Source organism: Nonomuraea sp. NPDC050786 (assembly GCF_040654115.1).
Taxonomy (GTDB): Bacteria; Actinomycetota; Actinomycetes; order Streptosporangiales; family Streptosporangiaceae; genus Nonomuraea.
Window position 1 is genome coordinate 258,102 of record NZ_JBFAHJ010000009.1, and the last position, 14,810, is coordinate 272,911.

The 14,810-nt window shown below is 72.1% G+C and carries 14 protein-coding genes; 8 read left to right on the forward strand and 6 right to left on the reverse strand.

From position 1 onward, the window contains the following. Nucleotides 1–11 precede the first annotated feature (11 nt). Nucleotides 12–518 carry a GNAT family N-acetyltransferase gene (locus tag AB0H84_RS19960; protein WP_357605743.1) on the reverse strand — a complete coding sequence of 169 codons (507 nt, stop codon included), beginning with the start codon at nucleotides 516–518 and terminating at the stop codon, nucleotides 12–14. Between the two features lie 97 nt (nucleotides 519–615). Here AB0H84_RS19960 and AB0H84_RS19965 point away from each other — a divergent pair, with 97 nt between their 5' ends. Next, on the forward strand, nucleotides 616–1,605 hold the full coding sequence (locus AB0H84_RS19965) for a sulfotransferase (protein WP_357605746.1): 990 nt from the start codon (nucleotides 616–618) through the stop codon (nucleotides 1,603–1,605). 276 nt (nucleotides 1,606–1,881) lie between these two features. On the opposite strand, the gene AB0H84_RS19970 is transcribed toward AB0H84_RS19965, so the two are convergent. Continuing rightward, nucleotides 1,882–2,781, reverse strand: coding sequence for a hypothetical protein (locus tag AB0H84_RS19970; protein ID WP_357605749.1), 900 nt, complete (start codon nucleotides 2,779–2,781; stop codon nucleotides 1,882–1,884). A gap of 129 nt (nucleotides 2,782–2,910) precedes the next feature. Here AB0H84_RS19970 and AB0H84_RS19975 point away from each other — a divergent pair, with 129 nt between their 5' ends. After that, nucleotides 2,911–3,645 (forward strand): MBL fold metallo-hydrolase, encoded by a 735-nt coding sequence (locus tag AB0H84_RS19975; protein ID WP_357605752.1) that lies wholly within the window; start codon nucleotides 2,911–2,913, stop codon nucleotides 3,643–3,645. A gap of 48 nt (nucleotides 3,646–3,693) precedes the next feature. Here the strand turns inward: AB0H84_RS19975 and AB0H84_RS19980 are convergent, their stop codons facing one another. Next, nucleotides 3,694–4,578: an alpha/beta hydrolase gene (locus AB0H84_RS19980; RefSeq protein ID WP_357605755.1), complete on the reverse strand. Its 885-nt coding sequence runs from the start codon at nucleotides 4,576–4,578 to the stop codon at nucleotides 3,694–3,696. Between the two features lie 82 nt (nucleotides 4,579–4,660). Next, nucleotides 4,661–5,419, reverse strand: coding sequence for an SDR family NAD(P)-dependent oxidoreductase (locus AB0H84_RS19985; protein WP_357605758.1), 759 nt, complete (start codon nucleotides 5,417–5,419; stop codon nucleotides 4,661–4,663). 61 nt (nucleotides 5,420–5,480) lie between these two features. On the opposite strand from AB0H84_RS19985, the gene AB0H84_RS19990 reads away from it, so the two are divergent. After that, the gene (locus tag AB0H84_RS19990; RefSeq protein WP_357605761.1) at nucleotides 5,481–5,942 is read left to right on the forward strand and encodes a MarR family transcriptional regulator; all 462 of its coding nucleotides are present in this window, start codon (nucleotides 5,481–5,483) and stop codon (nucleotides 5,940–5,942) included. 61 nt (nucleotides 5,943–6,003) lie between these two features. Here the strand turns inward: AB0H84_RS19990 and AB0H84_RS19995 are convergent, their stop codons facing one another. Next, the gene (locus tag AB0H84_RS19995; protein WP_357605763.1) at nucleotides 6,004–7,350 is read right to left on the reverse strand and encodes a cytochrome P450; all 1,347 of its coding nucleotides are present in this window, start codon (nucleotides 7,348–7,350) and stop codon (nucleotides 6,004–6,006) included. Nucleotides 7,351–7,646: 296 nt separating this feature from the next. Here AB0H84_RS19995 and AB0H84_RS20000 point away from each other — a divergent pair, with 296 nt between their 5' ends. Further along, on the forward strand, nucleotides 7,647–9,053 hold the full coding sequence (locus AB0H84_RS20000) for a serine/threonine-protein kinase (RefSeq protein ID WP_357605766.1): 1,407 nt from the start codon (nucleotides 7,647–7,649) through the stop codon (nucleotides 9,051–9,053). A 166-nt stretch (nucleotides 9,054–9,219) separates the two neighbouring features. Then, nucleotides 9,220–10,257 carry a TerC family protein gene (locus AB0H84_RS20005; RefSeq protein WP_357605769.1) on the forward strand — a complete coding sequence of 346 codons (1,038 nt, stop codon included), beginning with the start codon at nucleotides 9,220–9,222 and terminating at the stop codon, nucleotides 10,255–10,257. 194 nt (nucleotides 10,258–10,451) lie between these two features. Here the strand turns inward: AB0H84_RS20005 and AB0H84_RS20010 are convergent, their stop codons facing one another. Further along, nucleotides 10,452–11,153, reverse strand: coding sequence for a helix-turn-helix domain-containing protein (locus AB0H84_RS20010; RefSeq protein WP_357605772.1), 702 nt, complete (start codon nucleotides 11,151–11,153; stop codon nucleotides 10,452–10,454). A 79-nt stretch (nucleotides 11,154–11,232) separates the two neighbouring features. Here AB0H84_RS20010 and AB0H84_RS20015 point away from each other — a divergent pair, with 79 nt between their 5' ends. From AB0H84_RS20015 to AB0H84_RS20025, 3 genes are all read left to right on the forward strand, one after another. Beyond that, a complete protein-coding gene (locus AB0H84_RS20015; protein WP_357605775.1) occupies nucleotides 11,233–12,120 on the forward strand; it encodes an NAD(P)H-binding protein in 888 nt (295 codons plus the stop codon). A 76-nt stretch (nucleotides 12,121–12,196) separates the two neighbouring features. Further along, complete coding sequence (locus tag AB0H84_RS20020) at nucleotides 12,197–12,784, forward strand: O-methyltransferase (RefSeq protein WP_357605778.1); 588 nt, start codon at nucleotides 12,197–12,199, stop codon at nucleotides 12,782–12,784. A gap of 219 nt (nucleotides 12,785–13,003) precedes the next feature. Next, nucleotides 13,004–14,788, forward strand: coding sequence for a DUF4118 domain-containing protein (locus AB0H84_RS20025; protein ID WP_357605861.1), 1,785 nt, complete (start codon nucleotides 13,004–13,006; stop codon nucleotides 14,786–14,788). Nucleotides 14,789–14,810: the final 22 nt, after the last annotated feature.

The window sequence follows — 14,810 nt, forward strand, 5'->3', positions numbered from 1 at the left end:
CGGGCGTCGGGTCACGCGCTCTGGTGGGAGGGCCGCCCGGCGGGCGCGCCGCCGGTGCGCGGCCGGAGGTCCTTGACGAACGCCAGCGGGCCGCTGGTGGGGCGGTCGTCCGCGTCGAACCGGGGCTCGTACCCGCTGGCGAGGTAGAGCGCGACGGCCTCCGGCTGGCGCGGGCCGGTGGTCAGGTGGACGCGGCGGTAGCCCCGCCTGGCCGCCTCCTCCTCCAGCTCGCGCACCACCAGCCGGCCGAGCCCGGTGCGGCGGTGGCCGGGGCGCGTCCAGATCCGCTTCAGCTCCACGGTCTCGTCGTCGTAGCGGCGGAACGCGCCTCCGGCCACCGTCTCCCCCTCCGCCGCCACGATGAGGAAGGTCCCGTGCGGCGGCGCGAACTCGCTGCCCGGGTACCTGGTGAGCTCGTCGTTGGGCCCGTACCGGGAGGTGTATTCGAGGTGCAGGCCGACCAGCAGGGGCGCGAGGGCCGGATCGGTGACGTCCACATGCCGCACCTCGATCTTCAATGGATCCTCCTCGGGATGCGTAATACCCTTGTTATACAGTAGGAAAACTAGGTATTGCTGTCAACGAAGCCCCTGGTTGCCGGAAGGACGTGTGCCCATGCCCTTACCGCACTTCCTGGTGATCGGCGCGCCCAAGGCCGGCACGACGGCCCTGCACGCGGCGCTCCAGGCCCACCCCGCGCTCCACCTGTCCCAGGTGAAGGAGCCCAAGTTCTTCCTCACCGACGGCCCGCCTCCCGCCCGTGGCGGGCCCGGCGACGCGCAGACGTACCGGGAGCACGTCTGGCGGCGCGCCGACTACGAGGCGCTCTTCGCCGGCGCGCCCAGGGGCGCCCTGCTCGGCGAGGCGACCCCGTTCTACCTGTACGACCTGGCCGCGCAGCGGCGCATCCACGCGCTGATCCCGCGGGTGCGGCTCATCGCGATCCTGCGCGACCCCGTCGAGCGGGCCCACTCCAACTGGACGCACCTGTGGTCGGCCGGACTGGAGCCGATCGGCGACCTGGTGCGCGCCTGCGCGGCCGAGCCGCGCCGCGTCGCCGCCGGGTGGGCGCACTTCTGGCACTACACCGGGCTCGGCCGGTACGGGGAGCAGCTCGCGCGCCTGCTCACCCTGTTCCCCCGCGATCAGGTCCTCGTCTTCAGGTACCGGGATCTGCTGGACACGCCGGTCCAGGCCCTCGACCTGATCTGCGGGTTCTTGGGGGTCGAGCGGGGGCTGCTCACGGAGGTGCCGCGGGAGAACGTGACCGCGCATCCGGAGGCGGGCGGCCGGCACCGGATGCTGTCGGCCGCGCTCAGGGCCGGGGCGCGGGCGGGGCGGCTGCTGCCGTACGAGCTGGCCGGGGCGCTGACCGAGCCGATCGAGCGCCTGCTGCAGCGGCGCGGGAACCCCCGGCGGCCGCTCACGTGGGATCAGCGGCGCGAGCTCATCCCGTACTTCGCCGACGGCATCGAGCTGCTGGAGAGCGTCACGGGCGAGGACTTCTCGGACTGGCTGCGGCCGCGGGAGCGCTCGGGCGGGCTGGTCGGCCGGCGTCCGGAGGGCCGGTACCAGTCCCGCAACGGCCGCCCCCGCCAGGGCTGAACCGCCGCACCCGACACCCGGCACCCGGCGCTCGGGGCAGGGTCAGGGGTCAGGTCGCGCGCCGATCGCGGCGTCGGTCAGGCGGCGCGCCACGGACGTGGCCAGGCCACGCGCCACGGGCGTGGGCGGGCAGGGCGACGGCAAGCCACCGTCCCTCGCAACTCCAAGGGACCCCAGCCACGGACGGCGCGACCGGCTCATTGCGGCCGCGGCAGCGCCCACGTGGGCTGCGGTCCCCGAGTGAAGCGGGGCGATGGCGCCTGGTCGCGCCGTCGGTCAGGCGCGCAGCTCGGTGCGCAGCTCGTGTGCGCCGTCGGCGCGGGTGTACTCGTAGTAGAGGCGAGTGCCGCCGTCCGGCAGGTCCACGAGGTCCAGGTAGCGCAGGCCGCCGCCCGCGTGGGGCGACTGCGCGGCGGGCCGGTCGCCCGTCGCCTCGAGGGCGGCCGGGTCCGTGCCGGTGGCGACGCCGGTGCGCTCCTCGTAGTTCTCGGCGGCGCTCGCCCGGCCGTCGTAGAAGGCCACCACGCCCTCGTCCGTGAACCGGACGGCGCTCACCCGGGTGCCGCGCGCGTCCCAGTGGCCGGGCCGCCCGCTCAGCGCGGTGCCGTGCCAGGCCCAGGACAGGCCGTCCTCGCTGGTGGCGTACCGGGTCACCATCTGGTCGGCCTCGTCGGGGTCGGCCAGCGGATGGCAGGAGGCCCACAGGTGCCAGATGCCGTCCCGCTGCACGATCACCGGGTCCTTGACGCCGGTCTTGGGGTCGCCGGGCAGCACGGTCGTACGCAGTCGCGAGTCGAACCCCGCCGGGTCGCCCGCGTCGATCGCCTCGATCCGCCAGTGCTTGGTGCCGTGGGTGGCGCAGCTGAGGTAGAGGCGCCAGCGCCCGTCCGGGGTCGGCACCAGGTAGGGGCGCTCCAGGGACTCGGCGTCCATCTCCTCCCTGCCGATGGTCAGCAGCGTCTCGAAACGCTCGCCGTCGCCCGAACGCGCCACGACGACCGTGTGACCGCGCCCCTCCCCCACCGGCCTGCGCAGCCGGTACGCCAGGTAGATCCACCCGTCCCCGGCCACCGCGCTGGGTGCCCCTGCCCAGTGACCGGCCGCGGTCTCCGGCGGGGCGACGGCGAGGGTCGAGCGTCCAGGGTCGGGGAGCCAGGCATTCGCATCGATCGTCATGGGGACGAGACTAGGCGCCGGAACGCGCGGGGCCCGGGAGACCGATCCTTCATGGTCGCTTCTTGACCCGGGCCGGCCCTGCGCGGCCGGTCTTTGCGGGTGACCGCCGGGGCGTGCGACGATCAACGAATGCGGGTGCGCTTCGTCGGCAGTGGGGACGCGTTCGGCAGCGGCGGCAGGTTCCAGACGTGCGTCAGCGTCACGTCCGGCGAGCGCGCGCTGCTGGTCGACTGCGGTGCCACCAGCCTGACGGCGCTGAAGTCCCAGGCCGTCGATCCGCAGTCGGTCGACGCCGTGGTGATCTCCCACCTGCACGGCGACCACTTCGGCGGCCTGCCGTTCCTCGTGCTCGACGGCCAGTTCAGCCGGCGGACCAAGCCGCTGCACGTGTTCGGGCCCGCGGGCACGGGCGAGCGGCTCACCCAGGCCATGGAGGCGCTCTTTCCCGGCTCCAGCCGGGTCACGCGGCGCTTCGAAGTCGAGGTGCGCGAGCTGCCCGCGGACGGGTCGCCGTCGGACTTCCACGGGCTGACCATCCGCGCGTGGCAGGTCGTCCACGAGTGCGGTGCGCCGCCGCTGGCCGTACGGGTGGAGGACGAGGAGTCGGCCTTCGCGTACTCCGGCGACACCGAATGGACGCCGGCGCTCGCCGAGGCGGCCCGGGGGGCGAGCCTGTTCGCCGTCGAGTCCTACACCTACGACCGGCCGATCCGCTCCCACCTGGACTACCGGACCTTGCGCGCGCATCTGGACGAACTGCGCGCCGACCGCATCGTGCTGACGCACATGTCCCCTTCGATGCTGGCCAGGCTCGCCGACACGGACCTGCCCGCCGCGTACGACGGCATGACCGTCGAGCTCTGAACCCCCTTCACGTGCCGGCGGGGGCGAGCGGGTCGGGCGCGCCACCGGTCATGGCAGGGTGCGGTCCAGGAAGTCGCGGGTGAGCTCGACGATCTCGGCAAGGTTGGTCTCGAGCGCCCAGTGCCCGCCGTCGAGCAGATGCAGCTCCGCGTCAGGCAGGTCGCGGAGGTAGGCCCTGGCGGACCCCTCCGGCATGTAGCCGTCGTGCGGCCCCCAGACGATCAGGGTGGGCGGCCGGTGCTCGCGCAGGTACGCCTGCTGCTTGGGGAACCATTCGAGCGTCGTCGCCTGGTCCTCGAAGAGGCTCACCACGTTCGCGCGGCGCTGCGGGGTGTCCATCAGCGCCCAGTGCAGCTTCCAGAGGTCAGGGGGCACCCGTTCGGCGAGGTGGCCGGGCAGGTCGCCGGCGAACTCGTCCCGGAAGCCCTCCTCCGAGACGTTCTCGGCGAGCTTCGCCCGGCCCTCGGGGGTCGGGTTCGCCCAGAACTCCTTGAGCCACGCGTACTTGGGCCCGAGCTCGTCCTCGTAGATGTCGCCGTTCTGGATGACGAGCGCCGTGACCCGCTCGGGGGCGCGCATGGCCAGGCGGAGCCCGAACTGGGAGCCGTAATCGTGCAGGTAGATGGCGTACCGCGACAACCCGAGGGCGTTCGTGAAGCGGTGGAGGAAGTCGGCGTAGCCGTCGAAGGTGTACGGGAAGCGGTCGCGGCCGGGCGTGCCGCTGTAGCCGAAGCCCGGCAGGTCGGGGGCCACCAGTCGCCGGCGGTCGCCGAGCGCGGGCATGAGGTTGCGGAATTCGTACGAGGAGCAGGGGTAGCCGTGCGGCAGCAGGAAGACGGGCGCGTCCGGCGGCCCGGCCTCCCGGTAGAAGATCTCGACCCCGTCCACGTCGATGGTCCGGTGCGCGACCGGCACCGGTCTGGTTCGCGTCATGGGATGCGCACGTACCCGTCCGGCCAGGCCATATGCGCCCTGGCCCGGCCGGGCGGGGATTGAGCGGCGCCGGCCGATACGGCTAGCGGGTCAGGTGCCGCCCGCCTGCCACGGAGAGCACCTCACCGTTGGCGTGCCCGTTCGCGGCCGAACCCAGATAGGCGACGGCGGAGGCGACGTCCTCCGGCGTGCAGATGCGCCCCGTCGGCGTCTTCGCGCCCTCGGCGTCCACGACCTCCTGCCCGAACTGGGGCCAGGTCAGCGCCTTCTCCGTCAGCGTGAAGCCCGGCCGTACGACGTTGGTCAGGATGCCGTGGCGGGCCTCCCGTACGGCGAGCACCTTCGCCGCCGCCTCCAGCGCGCTCTTGGCCGCGGGGTACGCCACGCCCGCCGGTATCGGCTGGTCCACCACATCGGACGAGATCAGCACCAGCCGTCCCCATCCGGTGCTCCGCATGCCGGGGAGCACGGCGTCGACCAGGGCGAGCGTCCCCGCCACGTTCGCCGTGAGGCCCCCGGCGAGGGTCTCCCACGTCTCCGCCGCCGCCACCGGCCAGGCGACGGCGTTGGCCACCAGGACCGCGACGTCGCCGAGCTCCCGCTCGACCTGCCGCGCGGCCTCCTGCGCCGACCCGGGGTCATGCTGGTCGGTCCGCACCGTGATCGCCTTCCCGCCCGCCTGGTTGATCGAGTCGACGAGGGCGCGTGCCCGCTCCTCGTTGCTGTGCCAGCCCGCGGCGACCAGCGCCCCCTCCGCCGCGAACGCCCTGGCGATCGCGCGGCCGATGTCGCCCGACGCCCCGGTGACCAGCACGACCCTGCCGTTGAGTCCGAGATCCATCAGTATCTCCAATAGTTAGCCGACTACTTATTAGCCGACTATACACCGATAGGATGATGGTGTGGATGCCAGTGAAGTCGGGCGCATCAACCGGGCGCTGAACAAGATGAGCAAGCTCTACCGGGTCGCCAAGGCGCGCAAGCTCGCGGCGATCGGGCTGCACCCCGGGCAGGATGTGCTGCTGTGGATCCTGGCTCAGGAGCCGGAGGGCATGACGGTCAAGGAGCTGGCGGCGCGGCTCGCGATCGAGCCGCCGACCGCGACCCGCACCCTGGCCCGGCTGGAGGGCGGCGGGTGGTTCCGGCGGGAGCCGGTGCCCGGCGACCGCCGACAGGTGCGCATCCTGGCCACGGAGGCCGGCCGCGCGCTGGTGCCCGCCATCGAACGCGCATGGGCGGAGCTGGCCGAGGAGGCCCTGGGCGAGACGGCCGAGGAGCGGCGCGAGATCGCGCTCACGGTGCTCGAGCAGGCCAACGACCGGCTCCGCCGTCTCGTCGGCGACGACGTCCTGGCCGAGGAGTGAGCCGGCCGCCCCTCATCGTCCGCGGCGCAGCCCTCGCAGGACGCCCAGGACCGGCCGTCTCTCATCGCCCGCGGCGCAGCCCCCGCAGGAAGCCCCAGAGCCCCGAGCGGGACGCCGTCCGCCCGCTCTCGTCCGCCGGCGCCGGACGGGCCGCCGGTACGTCGCCGCCGGTGCCGCGGCCCGCGGCGGGGACGTAGCTCTCGGCGAGCTCGTACTGGACGGGCAGCGAGCGCAGCGCCCGCATGAAGGGAGAGGGACGCCAGGGCAGCTGGTCGGACGGGAGCGCCAGCTTGACCTTGGAGAGCCGGGCGAAGAGGCGGCGCACGGCGGTCGTGGCGATCTGCACCGCCAGCCGCTGCCCCAGGCAGCTGTGCGGCCCCGCTCCCCAGGCCAGATGCGCCCGGGTGCTGCGGATGGCCTGCCGATCGAGCGCCCCCGCGAACCGCGGGTCGGCGTGCGCGGCCGCGACGGAGAGCATCACCGGATCGCCCGCGGCGATCGTGTAGTTGCCCATCTTCACGTCCGCCCTCGGGAAACGGAAGGTCAGGTTGGCCATGGGCGGGTTGAGCAGGGCGACCCGGTTCACCGTCTCGTCGATCGCGCCGACCGACAGGCTGGCCCGCACGTCGGGGTTGGCGACGACCTCGACGACCACGTTGCAGACCAGGCTCGCGGTGAAGTCGAGCAGGCCGGGCAGCATGAGCAGCTCGCGGGCCAGCTCGTCCAGCGTGAAGCCGGGATTGGCCGCGATCATGTACGAGGCCAGGTCGTCGCCGGGGCGGTCCCGCACGGTCGCCGCGAGCTCCGTCATGGCCGCGTACAGGCGCTCGAACGCCGCCGCCGAATCCGGCCCCGCGTCGACCAACCGCCAGATGTCCATGACCACCTCCTCGCCGCGCGCGGCGGTGAAGCCGAGCATGCGGTTGGCGACCATCAGCGGGAGCGGCCGGGCGTACTGCGCCGCCAGGTCCGCGAACCCCGTGGAGCCGCCTTCCGCCAGTACGCCGATGAGGTCGTCGGCGTACTGCTCGATGTCCCGCTCCAGCAGCTGGGCCTGCGGGTGGGACTGGTCCTGGAACGGCGCGAGCGCCTGCGTCCACGCGGCACGGAGCCGGCGCTGCGCGGCGCCCTCCGAGAACGCCGAGTTGTTGATCTGGAAGACGGGCAACAGCGGCCAGTCCGCCGGGATCCGGCCCTCCGCGCTCGCCCGCCACCTGTCCACGTCCTTGCTCCAGATGCCGCCCTTGTTCTGCAGGACGTTGAGGACCTCCTCATAGCCGAGGACGAACCAGACCGGCACCCCGAGAAGATCGAGCGGGGCAACGGGGCCGTACCTGCCGCGCAGGCGTTCGTGGACGAGTGCGGGGTCCGCGTCATACGCCCTGGTCAGCAGCGGTTCTACGGACATCGACTCCAGGGTTTCTGCGGGCTGCTGGGGCCATGGGCCGTTGATCACGGGGATGAACTACCTCTCTGGTTGCCGCCCCCTTGCAACGTCGCTGTACATGTCACGGCACGAGTGACGCGCTCTGGGAGCTTTCGGCCGATTCGCTTAAGAGGTCTGCAAGCATCACGCATAGCGCCCGACCATGGCAAGAGCCAAATGTACTCACTGTCTCGAAGTGCGGACGCTGCGTGCTCCTGGCCCGGCGCGGATCAAGCAAAGTGCTACTCAATATCAAGATCTAAGACGACAATCTTCGCGTGACCTCCGAACCGCAGCGAATCGGCCCGTACACCATCATTCGCTCCTTGGGAGAGGGCGGGATGGGGATCGTCCATCTGGCCAGGGACGAGAACCACCGGCTGGTGGCACTCAAGACGCTGCGTGAAGGACCGGCCATGGACGCCGGCTTCCGCCGCCGGTTCACCAGGGAGGTCGAGGCGGCGCGGAGCGTGGCCCGCTTCTGCACCGCGCCCGTCCTGGACGCGGGCATCGACGGGGAGACCGCGTACATCGTCACCGAGTACGTCGACGGCCCCGACCTGGCCGCCGCGATCAGGGACGGCGGACCGATGGCCGGGGCGAACCTCGAGGCGCTGGCGGTCGGCGTGGCCACGGCGCTGGCGGCCATCCACCAGGCCGGAGTCGTGCACCGCGACCTCAAGCCCGGCAACATCCTGCTCAGCCCCGTCGGCCCGCGCGTGATCGACTTCGGTATCGCGCAGCTCGCGACGCCGGACGCGACCAGGTCCGTCGGCATCGTGGGCACGCCCGCGTACATGTCGCCGGAACAGGCCGTCGGCGGGGAGGTCACGGCGGCGAGCGACGTCTTCGCCTGGGGCGGTGTGGTGGCGTACGCCGCGACCGGGCGGCCGCCGTTCGGCGCCGGCGGGGCGCCGGAGACGCTCTTCCGGGTCGTCCATTACGCGCCCGAACTGGAGGGGCTCGACGAGCGGCTCAGACCCCTGGTGGAACAGGCGCTGGCCAAGGAGCCGGCCCGGCGGCCGACCGCGCAGCAGCTCCTGGACCGGCTGCTCGGCCGGGAGTCGGCGACCGCGGAGACCGCGATCCAGGCGGTGAACGACTCGTGGACGGCGCCGTCGGCTCCGGAGCCGTCCGGCCGGCGCTGGAAGGCGCCGGTGGCGATCGCGGCCGCGCTCCTGGTGGCCGGGGGCACGCTCGCCGCTACGTGGCGTCCTTGGGAGGCGGGCGCCGTCCCCGTGCCGTCCGGGGGGCGGCCGTCCCAGCAAGCCGCCGCCGGGCCCGGGCAGCGGGACACGTTCGTGACGAACCTGGACGGCCGGCGGGTTCCCGTCCACGTCACGATCGACTCCCTCACCCGCAACGGCGACGAGGTGCTCCTCTACCTGTGGGTCAGGAACGACAGCCCGCAGAGCGACCCCGTCGACCAGTGGACGTTCCTGGGCAAGGAGGCGGAGGATCTCCGGGGCATCTCCCTGACCCCTGAGGGCTCCTCCAGGCCACTCCGTCCACGTGTCAAGAGCGACGTCTGCTCGTGTTCCAGCTGGTACTACAGCAACAGCGTCCTCGTGGGCAGCTCCCAGCTGTTCTACGCGAATTTCCGCGGCATCCCCGAGAGCGCGGAGAAGGCCGACATCGACCTGCTGGAGCTCGGACGCTTCTCGAGCATCCCCATCACGTCATAGTGGCTCGCTGGCCGGATTTGTCCTACTCTGGGGCAAGCGAGGGGAGTACTTCCCAAGCGTCGATCCGGTCAGTACGGACGCAGCCGAGCGTCCCCGGACGGCCGCCCGCATCCCCGGGTGAAGGAGACCTCGAACGGCTGAGCACGTTCGAGGAGGTTTCATGTCCATGGGGACACTTCTGGTTGCGCCCGAACAGGGCACCATCGCGTCACCCGGCCTGTGGGCGATCACCGTGGCCGGTCTGGTCCTGCTGCTGGCGATCGACGTCGTACTGACCCGGCGCCCGCACGAGGTGCGCATGCGCGAGGCCGTGGCCTGGTCGGTCTTCTATCTGGTGCTGCCGGTGGGCTTCTGCGCGTACCTGTGGGGCGCCTTCGGCACCGGGACGGCGGTCGACTTCTTCACCGGGTACGTGGTGGAGAAGTCGCTGTCGGTGGACAACCTGTTCGTGTTCATGCTGCTGCTGTCGGCGTTCGCGGTGCCGCGGGAGCTGACCCAGCGGGTGCTGCTGTACGGCATCATCGGGGCACTGGTGCTGCGGGCGGTCTTCATCGCGCTCGGAGCCGCGGCGCTGCAGAGCGGGACGTGGGCGTTCCTGCTGTTCGGGGCGGTCCTGATCGCCACCGCGGTCAAGGTGGTGAAGGGGGACGACCAGGAGGTCGACGTCTCCTCCATGCGCAGCGTACGTCTGCTGCGCCGCTTCGTCCCCGTCACCGGTGACTACCGCGGGTTCCGGCTGCTGGTGCGCGAGCAGGGCCGCCTGGCGATCACCCCGCTGGCCCTGGCCACCGTGGCGGTGTTCGCCACCGACATCGTCTTCGCCGTCGACTCGGTGCCCGCCGTGTACGGGGTGACCGAGGACCCCTTCCTGGTCTTCGCCACCAACGCCTTCGCGCTGCTGGGCCTGCGGGCCCTGTACTTCGTGCTGCGGGGCGCGCTCACCAAGCTGCGCCATCTCAACTACGGCCTGGCCGCCATCCTGGCGCTCATCGGCGTCAAGCTGGTTCTGCACTGGGCGCACGGGCTGTGGGCGTGGGTCCCGGAGATCCCCACCCTTGCCTCGCTGGGCGTCATCGTCGCCGTCCTGCTCACCGTCACCCTCACCAGCCTGTACGCCGACCGGCACGCCACTCCGGCACCCGAAGCCGGCGACGACGCCGGGTCTCCCGATCCCGAGCCGGCCGACGCCCGACGCGACGCCTGAGCGCTGGGAGGGTGCCTCGAGCCCGGGACGCAAGCCCGGCGCGACGCCTGAGCGCTGCGAGCGTGCCTCGGCCCGGGACGCAAGCCCGGCGCGACGCCTCGACGCGGCGAGGGTGCGGGACTCTCAGGGCTTTGAGTCAAAGCCCTGGTCGAGGGCTTGGCGGTGGACGGCACGCAGATCGCGGGCGCGGTCGGCTAACGGCGGGCCGCCAGGCCGTCCAGGGTGACGGTGATGAGGCGGTCGGCGGCCGGAGGCGACACGTGCTCGTGCAGCCAGGCGGCCGCGGAGGTGAGCGCGGTCACGTCCGCGCCCGTCGCGTCGGCCCGTACGGCACCGGATGCGCGTGCCCGCGCGATCAGCCGTTCGCCGATCCCGGCCATGCGGAGGCAGGAGTCATGCAGTTCCGACGCCTCGTCGTCCAGGCCATCCGCCAGCAGTGAGGCCAGGCCGCTGTAGGTGGCGGCGTGCGCCGTCGCCGCGCGCACCCAGGCGGCAAGCGCGTCCAGCGCCGCCCCGGCCGGATCGGCGCCCGAGGGAGCATCGGGCGAGGGGGCGGTGGCTGGGCCGATGCCCGAAGGGGCACTGCGCGAGGGGATGGCAGCCGGGCCCGCGCCCGAAGGGACGCCGCGCGAGGGAGCGGTGCCTGGGGTGAGGGTGGTCAGGAGTTGGTCGCCCAGCTCGAACAGGGCCTCGTTGCGCTCCCGGAGCAGCGCGCCGACCAGGGCGCGGCGGCTGGAGAAGTGGCCATAAAGCGTGCCGATGGCCACGCCGGCACGGCGGGCGATGCTCTCCAGGCTGGCATCGACACCGCGCTCCCTGAAGGCGGCGTCGGCCTCGGCCAGGAGGCGCTCGTAGTTGCGGCGGGCGTCGGCGCGAGGCCGGCGGGTGGTGGTCATGCGGGAGTCCCCTAGTAATTCGAGGCAGCCTCGATATATGTTTTCTCGAGGATGCCTCAGTTTACCGGAAGGACACCTCATGATCTTGGTCACCGGAGCCACCGGATCCATCGGCACGCACCTCGTACGCCTCCTGCTCGAACAGGGAGCCCCCGTCAAGGCGCTGGTTCGCGACGCGGCCAAGGGGCGGGCCCTGGGCTGTGACGTCGTGGTCGGCGACTTCGACGAGCCCGCCTCGCTGGCCGCCGCCATGGACGGCGTGGACCGCCTCTTCCTCAACGCCGGCGGCGCCCAGCCGGTGGAGGGCGAACAGCCGATGATCCGCCAGCAGAAGGCGGCCATCGACGCCGCGCGGGCCGCCGGCGTGTCGCGGGTGGTGAAGGTGTCGGTCTGGGGCGCCCACCGGGGCGGGCGGCTGGCGGAGGGCGCGCACTGGGAGATCGAGGAGTACCTCAAGGCGTCCGGGCTCGGCTGGTCGATGCTGCGGCCGGGCGGTTTCATGCAGAACTTCATCACCGGGGCCGGTGCCTTCACCGCCGACGGCAGGCTCGTCGACGCGTACGGAGGCGCCGGCGTGTCGTACATCGACTGCCATGACATCGCCGCCTGCGCCGCCGCCCTGCTGACCGGGGCGCGCGGCCTCGGGGAGACGTACGTGCTGACGGGCCCCCAGGCGCTCACTGCGGCCGAGATCACGCGCGAGCTCTCGGCGGCCCTGGGCCGGGCAGTCGGGCACGTGGAGGTGTCCCCGGACGAGCTGGCCGCCGCGCTGCGCTCCCAGGGGCTGCCCGCGCGCTTCGCCGACGACATCGCCGAGCTGTCCCGTGACGTCGCGGCCGGCTCGCTGGCGGCCACCACGACCGCGGTGCGGGACCTCACCGGTCGCGCGCCCCGTACGTTCGCGCGGTTCCTGGCCGCCAACGCGGAGGCGCTGCGGGCCGGCCTGCTCGCCACGGCGCGCCCGTGACGGTTGCGTCGCCGTCCAGGAGTGGTTCATGCTCTTGCCTCGGCCCAGTGATCGACAGACTCAGGGAGGGATCGCCGTGGACACGTCCTTGGAGAGCTACCTCGGAGACCTCTACCAGCGCGGCCGCGAGCACGACGCCCCGCTGGCCGACCGGCTCCTCAGGCTCCGCAACATGACGCCCGACGCCGCGGGCCTGATCGCGCTGCTCATCCGGGTGCAGGGCAGCCGGAACGTGCTGGAGATCGGCACGTCCAACGGCTACTCGGCGATCTGGTTCGCCGACGCCCTGCGCGACACCGGAGGGCGCCTGGTCACGGTGGAGCTCGACGGCGAGCGGGTCGAGCAGGCCCGCGCCAACATCGCCGCCGCCGGGGTGGCCGAGCACGTGAGCGTGGTGCACGGCGACGGTGGCGCGGTGCTGGCGGCCAGCGCGGACGCGTCGGTCGACCTGGTGGTGCTCGACGCCGAGCGGCCCGCGTACGTGGACTACTGGCCCCAGCTGGTACGGGTGCTCGTGCCCGGCGGCGTCGTCGCGGTGGACAACGCCGTCAGCCACCGGGAGCAGGTCGAGGAGTTCGGCGAGCTGGTGGCGGCCCACGGGGATTTCGCCGTGCGGCTGATCGAGCTGGGCGACGGGGTGCTCACGGCGGTCCGCCGGCGCTGAGAGCTGTTTCCTGGTTCGCCGCGATTCGGCGCGCCCGTTCGACCGCGACGGTTGATGGGGATTTTGCCAGGACGAGGATGGCTATCTTCTCCGCCGTACGAATGACTCACGATACAGGGCCTGGATCTTTGCGGCACCTTTGTCCTTTATGAGTAGCCTAAAAGAATGGTGGAGCGTATAGCCTCGCTGCTGCTGCGCCCGAGTCGGCTGTCCCTGCCCATGGCCATTCCTGTCAGTGCATCGATCGTCGCAGCCGAAACTTTTATGGGTTACTTTCTGTCGCGGCACATCCCGGCGAGCACAATAGGGCCGGTTTACGTTCTCGGCGTTCTGGTGGTGTCGTTCCTGTGCGGGCCGGTGCTGGGCGTCCTGGCCGCCGTCGCCAGCGGCGTCATCCTCGACTACTTCCTGCTCACTCCCGCCGGCGTCTTCACGGCCTGGGGCTGGATACCGCTGGTCATCTTTCTCGCCGTGGCGCTGCTGGTCGGCTGGGGCGCGGCATTGATGCGATCGCTGGCCGTCGAGGCTGAGGCCCGGCGCAGCGACGCCGACCTGGACGCGCAGATCGCCAGGCTGCTGCTGCGCACCGAGCACCTGCGATCGGCACTGCCGGTGGCCGCTCAGCAACTGGGCCGCGCCCTGGGCCTGCCGTTCCTCTCCATCGAGACCGCGACGGTGACCGGCGACGGGCAGCACGTGGCGCTGCCGCTGACGGTCAGCGGCAACCGGCTCGGCACGCTGACCGTGCCGAAGGACCTGCCGGAGGGCATGACGCGCCGGTTGAACGAACGCGTGGTGCCCTCACTGGAGGCGCTGCTGCATGCGGCCCGCGAGCGAGAGGCCGTCAGCCAGGCGCTGGAGAGCAGCCGCGACGAGCTGCGCCGGTTCGCCGAGGAGCAGGCGGCGCTGCGGCGCGTCGCCACGCTGGTGGCGCATGGGGTCCGGCCCTCGGAGATCTTCGACGCCGTCGCGTGCGAGGTCGGCCACATCGTCAAGGCCGATTTCGCGCTCCTCGAACGCTACGACCCCGGCCCCACGATCGTGCTGGTCAGCGTCTGGGCCAAGGACGGCTCCGCCCAGATGCCGACGGTGGGGTCGAGCTGGCCGCTGGAGAAGCACAGCATCGCCGGCCTCGTGACACGGGCGGGGCACCCGGAACGGATCCATATCAACGAGAACATCGCCGGTCAGCTCGCGGACTGGTCCCGCGCCATAGGGGTCGTGTCCGCCGTCGGCATCCCGATCACGGTCGACGGTCAGCCGTGGGGGGTGATGATCGCACTCTTCCACGCCGTGGAGGCCGCCGAGCAGTCCGTCGAAGAACGCATGCTCGACTTCACCGAGTTGGTCGCGACCGCCGTGGCCAACGCACAGGCGCGCAACGAGCTCGCCGCCTCACGGGCGCGCGTGGTCGCCGCCTCCGACGAGGCGCGCCGCCAGATCGAGTGCGACCTGCACGACGGAGCCGAGCAGCGCCTGATCGAGGTCGGCCGCGCTCTTCGCACCGTGACGGGCCTGGTCCCGGAGGACCTGGCCGAGCTGCGCGAACGGCTGGACCATATCGGCGAAGGGCTGGCGCAGACCATCCAGGAGCTGCGGTCGCTCTCCCCCGGCATCCATCCGGCCGTCCTGTCCAAGAGCGGTCTCGAGCCCGCGCTGACGATGCTCGCTCGCCACTCGGTCGTCCCGGTCGAGCTGGCCCTGGCCGTCGAGGGCCGGCTGCCGGAGCGCGTCGAGGCCGTCGTGTACGACCTCGTTTTCGAGGCGCTGACCAACGTGGCCAAGCATGCCCGCGCCTCCATCGTCTGCGTGGAGCTGGACATGAAGGGGACGAAGGTCCGGGTCGCGGTCCGCGACGACGGCATCGGCGGGGCCGCTCCCGCCGACGGCGCAGGGCTCCTCAGGCTCAGCGACCGGATCCAGGCGCTCGGCGGCACCTTCGAGATCGACAGCCCTGCCCGGCAGGGCACCTTGCTCACCGCGGCGATCCCGTCAGGCCGATGACCGCCCCTTGAGCGCCCTCTAC

Bases quoted from the DNA above. Each gene is read 5' to 3' on its own strand.
- AB0H84_RS19965 (WP_357605746.1), top strand. From the start codon at position 616: ATGCCCTTACCGCACTTCCTGGTGATCGGCGCGCCCAAGGCCGGCACG.
- AB0H84_RS19970 (WP_357605749.1), bottom strand. From the start codon at position 2,781: ATGACGATCGATGCGAATGCCTGGCTCCCCGACCCTGGACGCTCGACC.
- AB0H84_RS19975 (WP_357605752.1), top strand. From the start codon at position 2,911: ATGCGGGTGCGCTTCGTCGGCAGTGGGGACGCGTTCGGCAGCGGCGGC.
- AB0H84_RS19980 (WP_357605755.1), bottom strand. From the start codon at position 4,578: ATGACGCGAACCAGACCGGTGCCGGTCGCGCACCGGACCATCGACGTG.
- AB0H84_RS19985 (WP_357605758.1), bottom strand. From the start codon at position 5,419: ATGGATCTCGGACTCAACGGCAGGGTCGTGCTGGTCACCGGGGCGTCG.
- AB0H84_RS19995 (WP_357605763.1), bottom strand. From the start codon at position 7,350: ATGTCCGTAGAACCGCTGCTGACCAGGGCGTATGACGCGGACCCCGCA.
- AB0H84_RS20005 (WP_357605769.1), top strand. From the start codon at position 9,220: ATGGGGACACTTCTGGTTGCGCCCGAACAGGGCACCATCGCGTCACCC.
- AB0H84_RS20010 (WP_357605772.1), bottom strand. From the start codon at position 11,153: ATGACCACCACCCGCCGGCCTCGCGCCGACGCCCGCCGCAACTACGAG.
- AB0H84_RS20015 (WP_357605775.1), top strand. From the start codon at position 11,233: ATGATCTTGGTCACCGGAGCCACCGGATCCATCGGCACGCACCTCGTA.
- AB0H84_RS20025 (WP_357605861.1), top strand. From the start codon at position 13,004: ATGGCCATTCCTGTCAGTGCATCGATCGTCGCAGCCGAAACTTTTATG.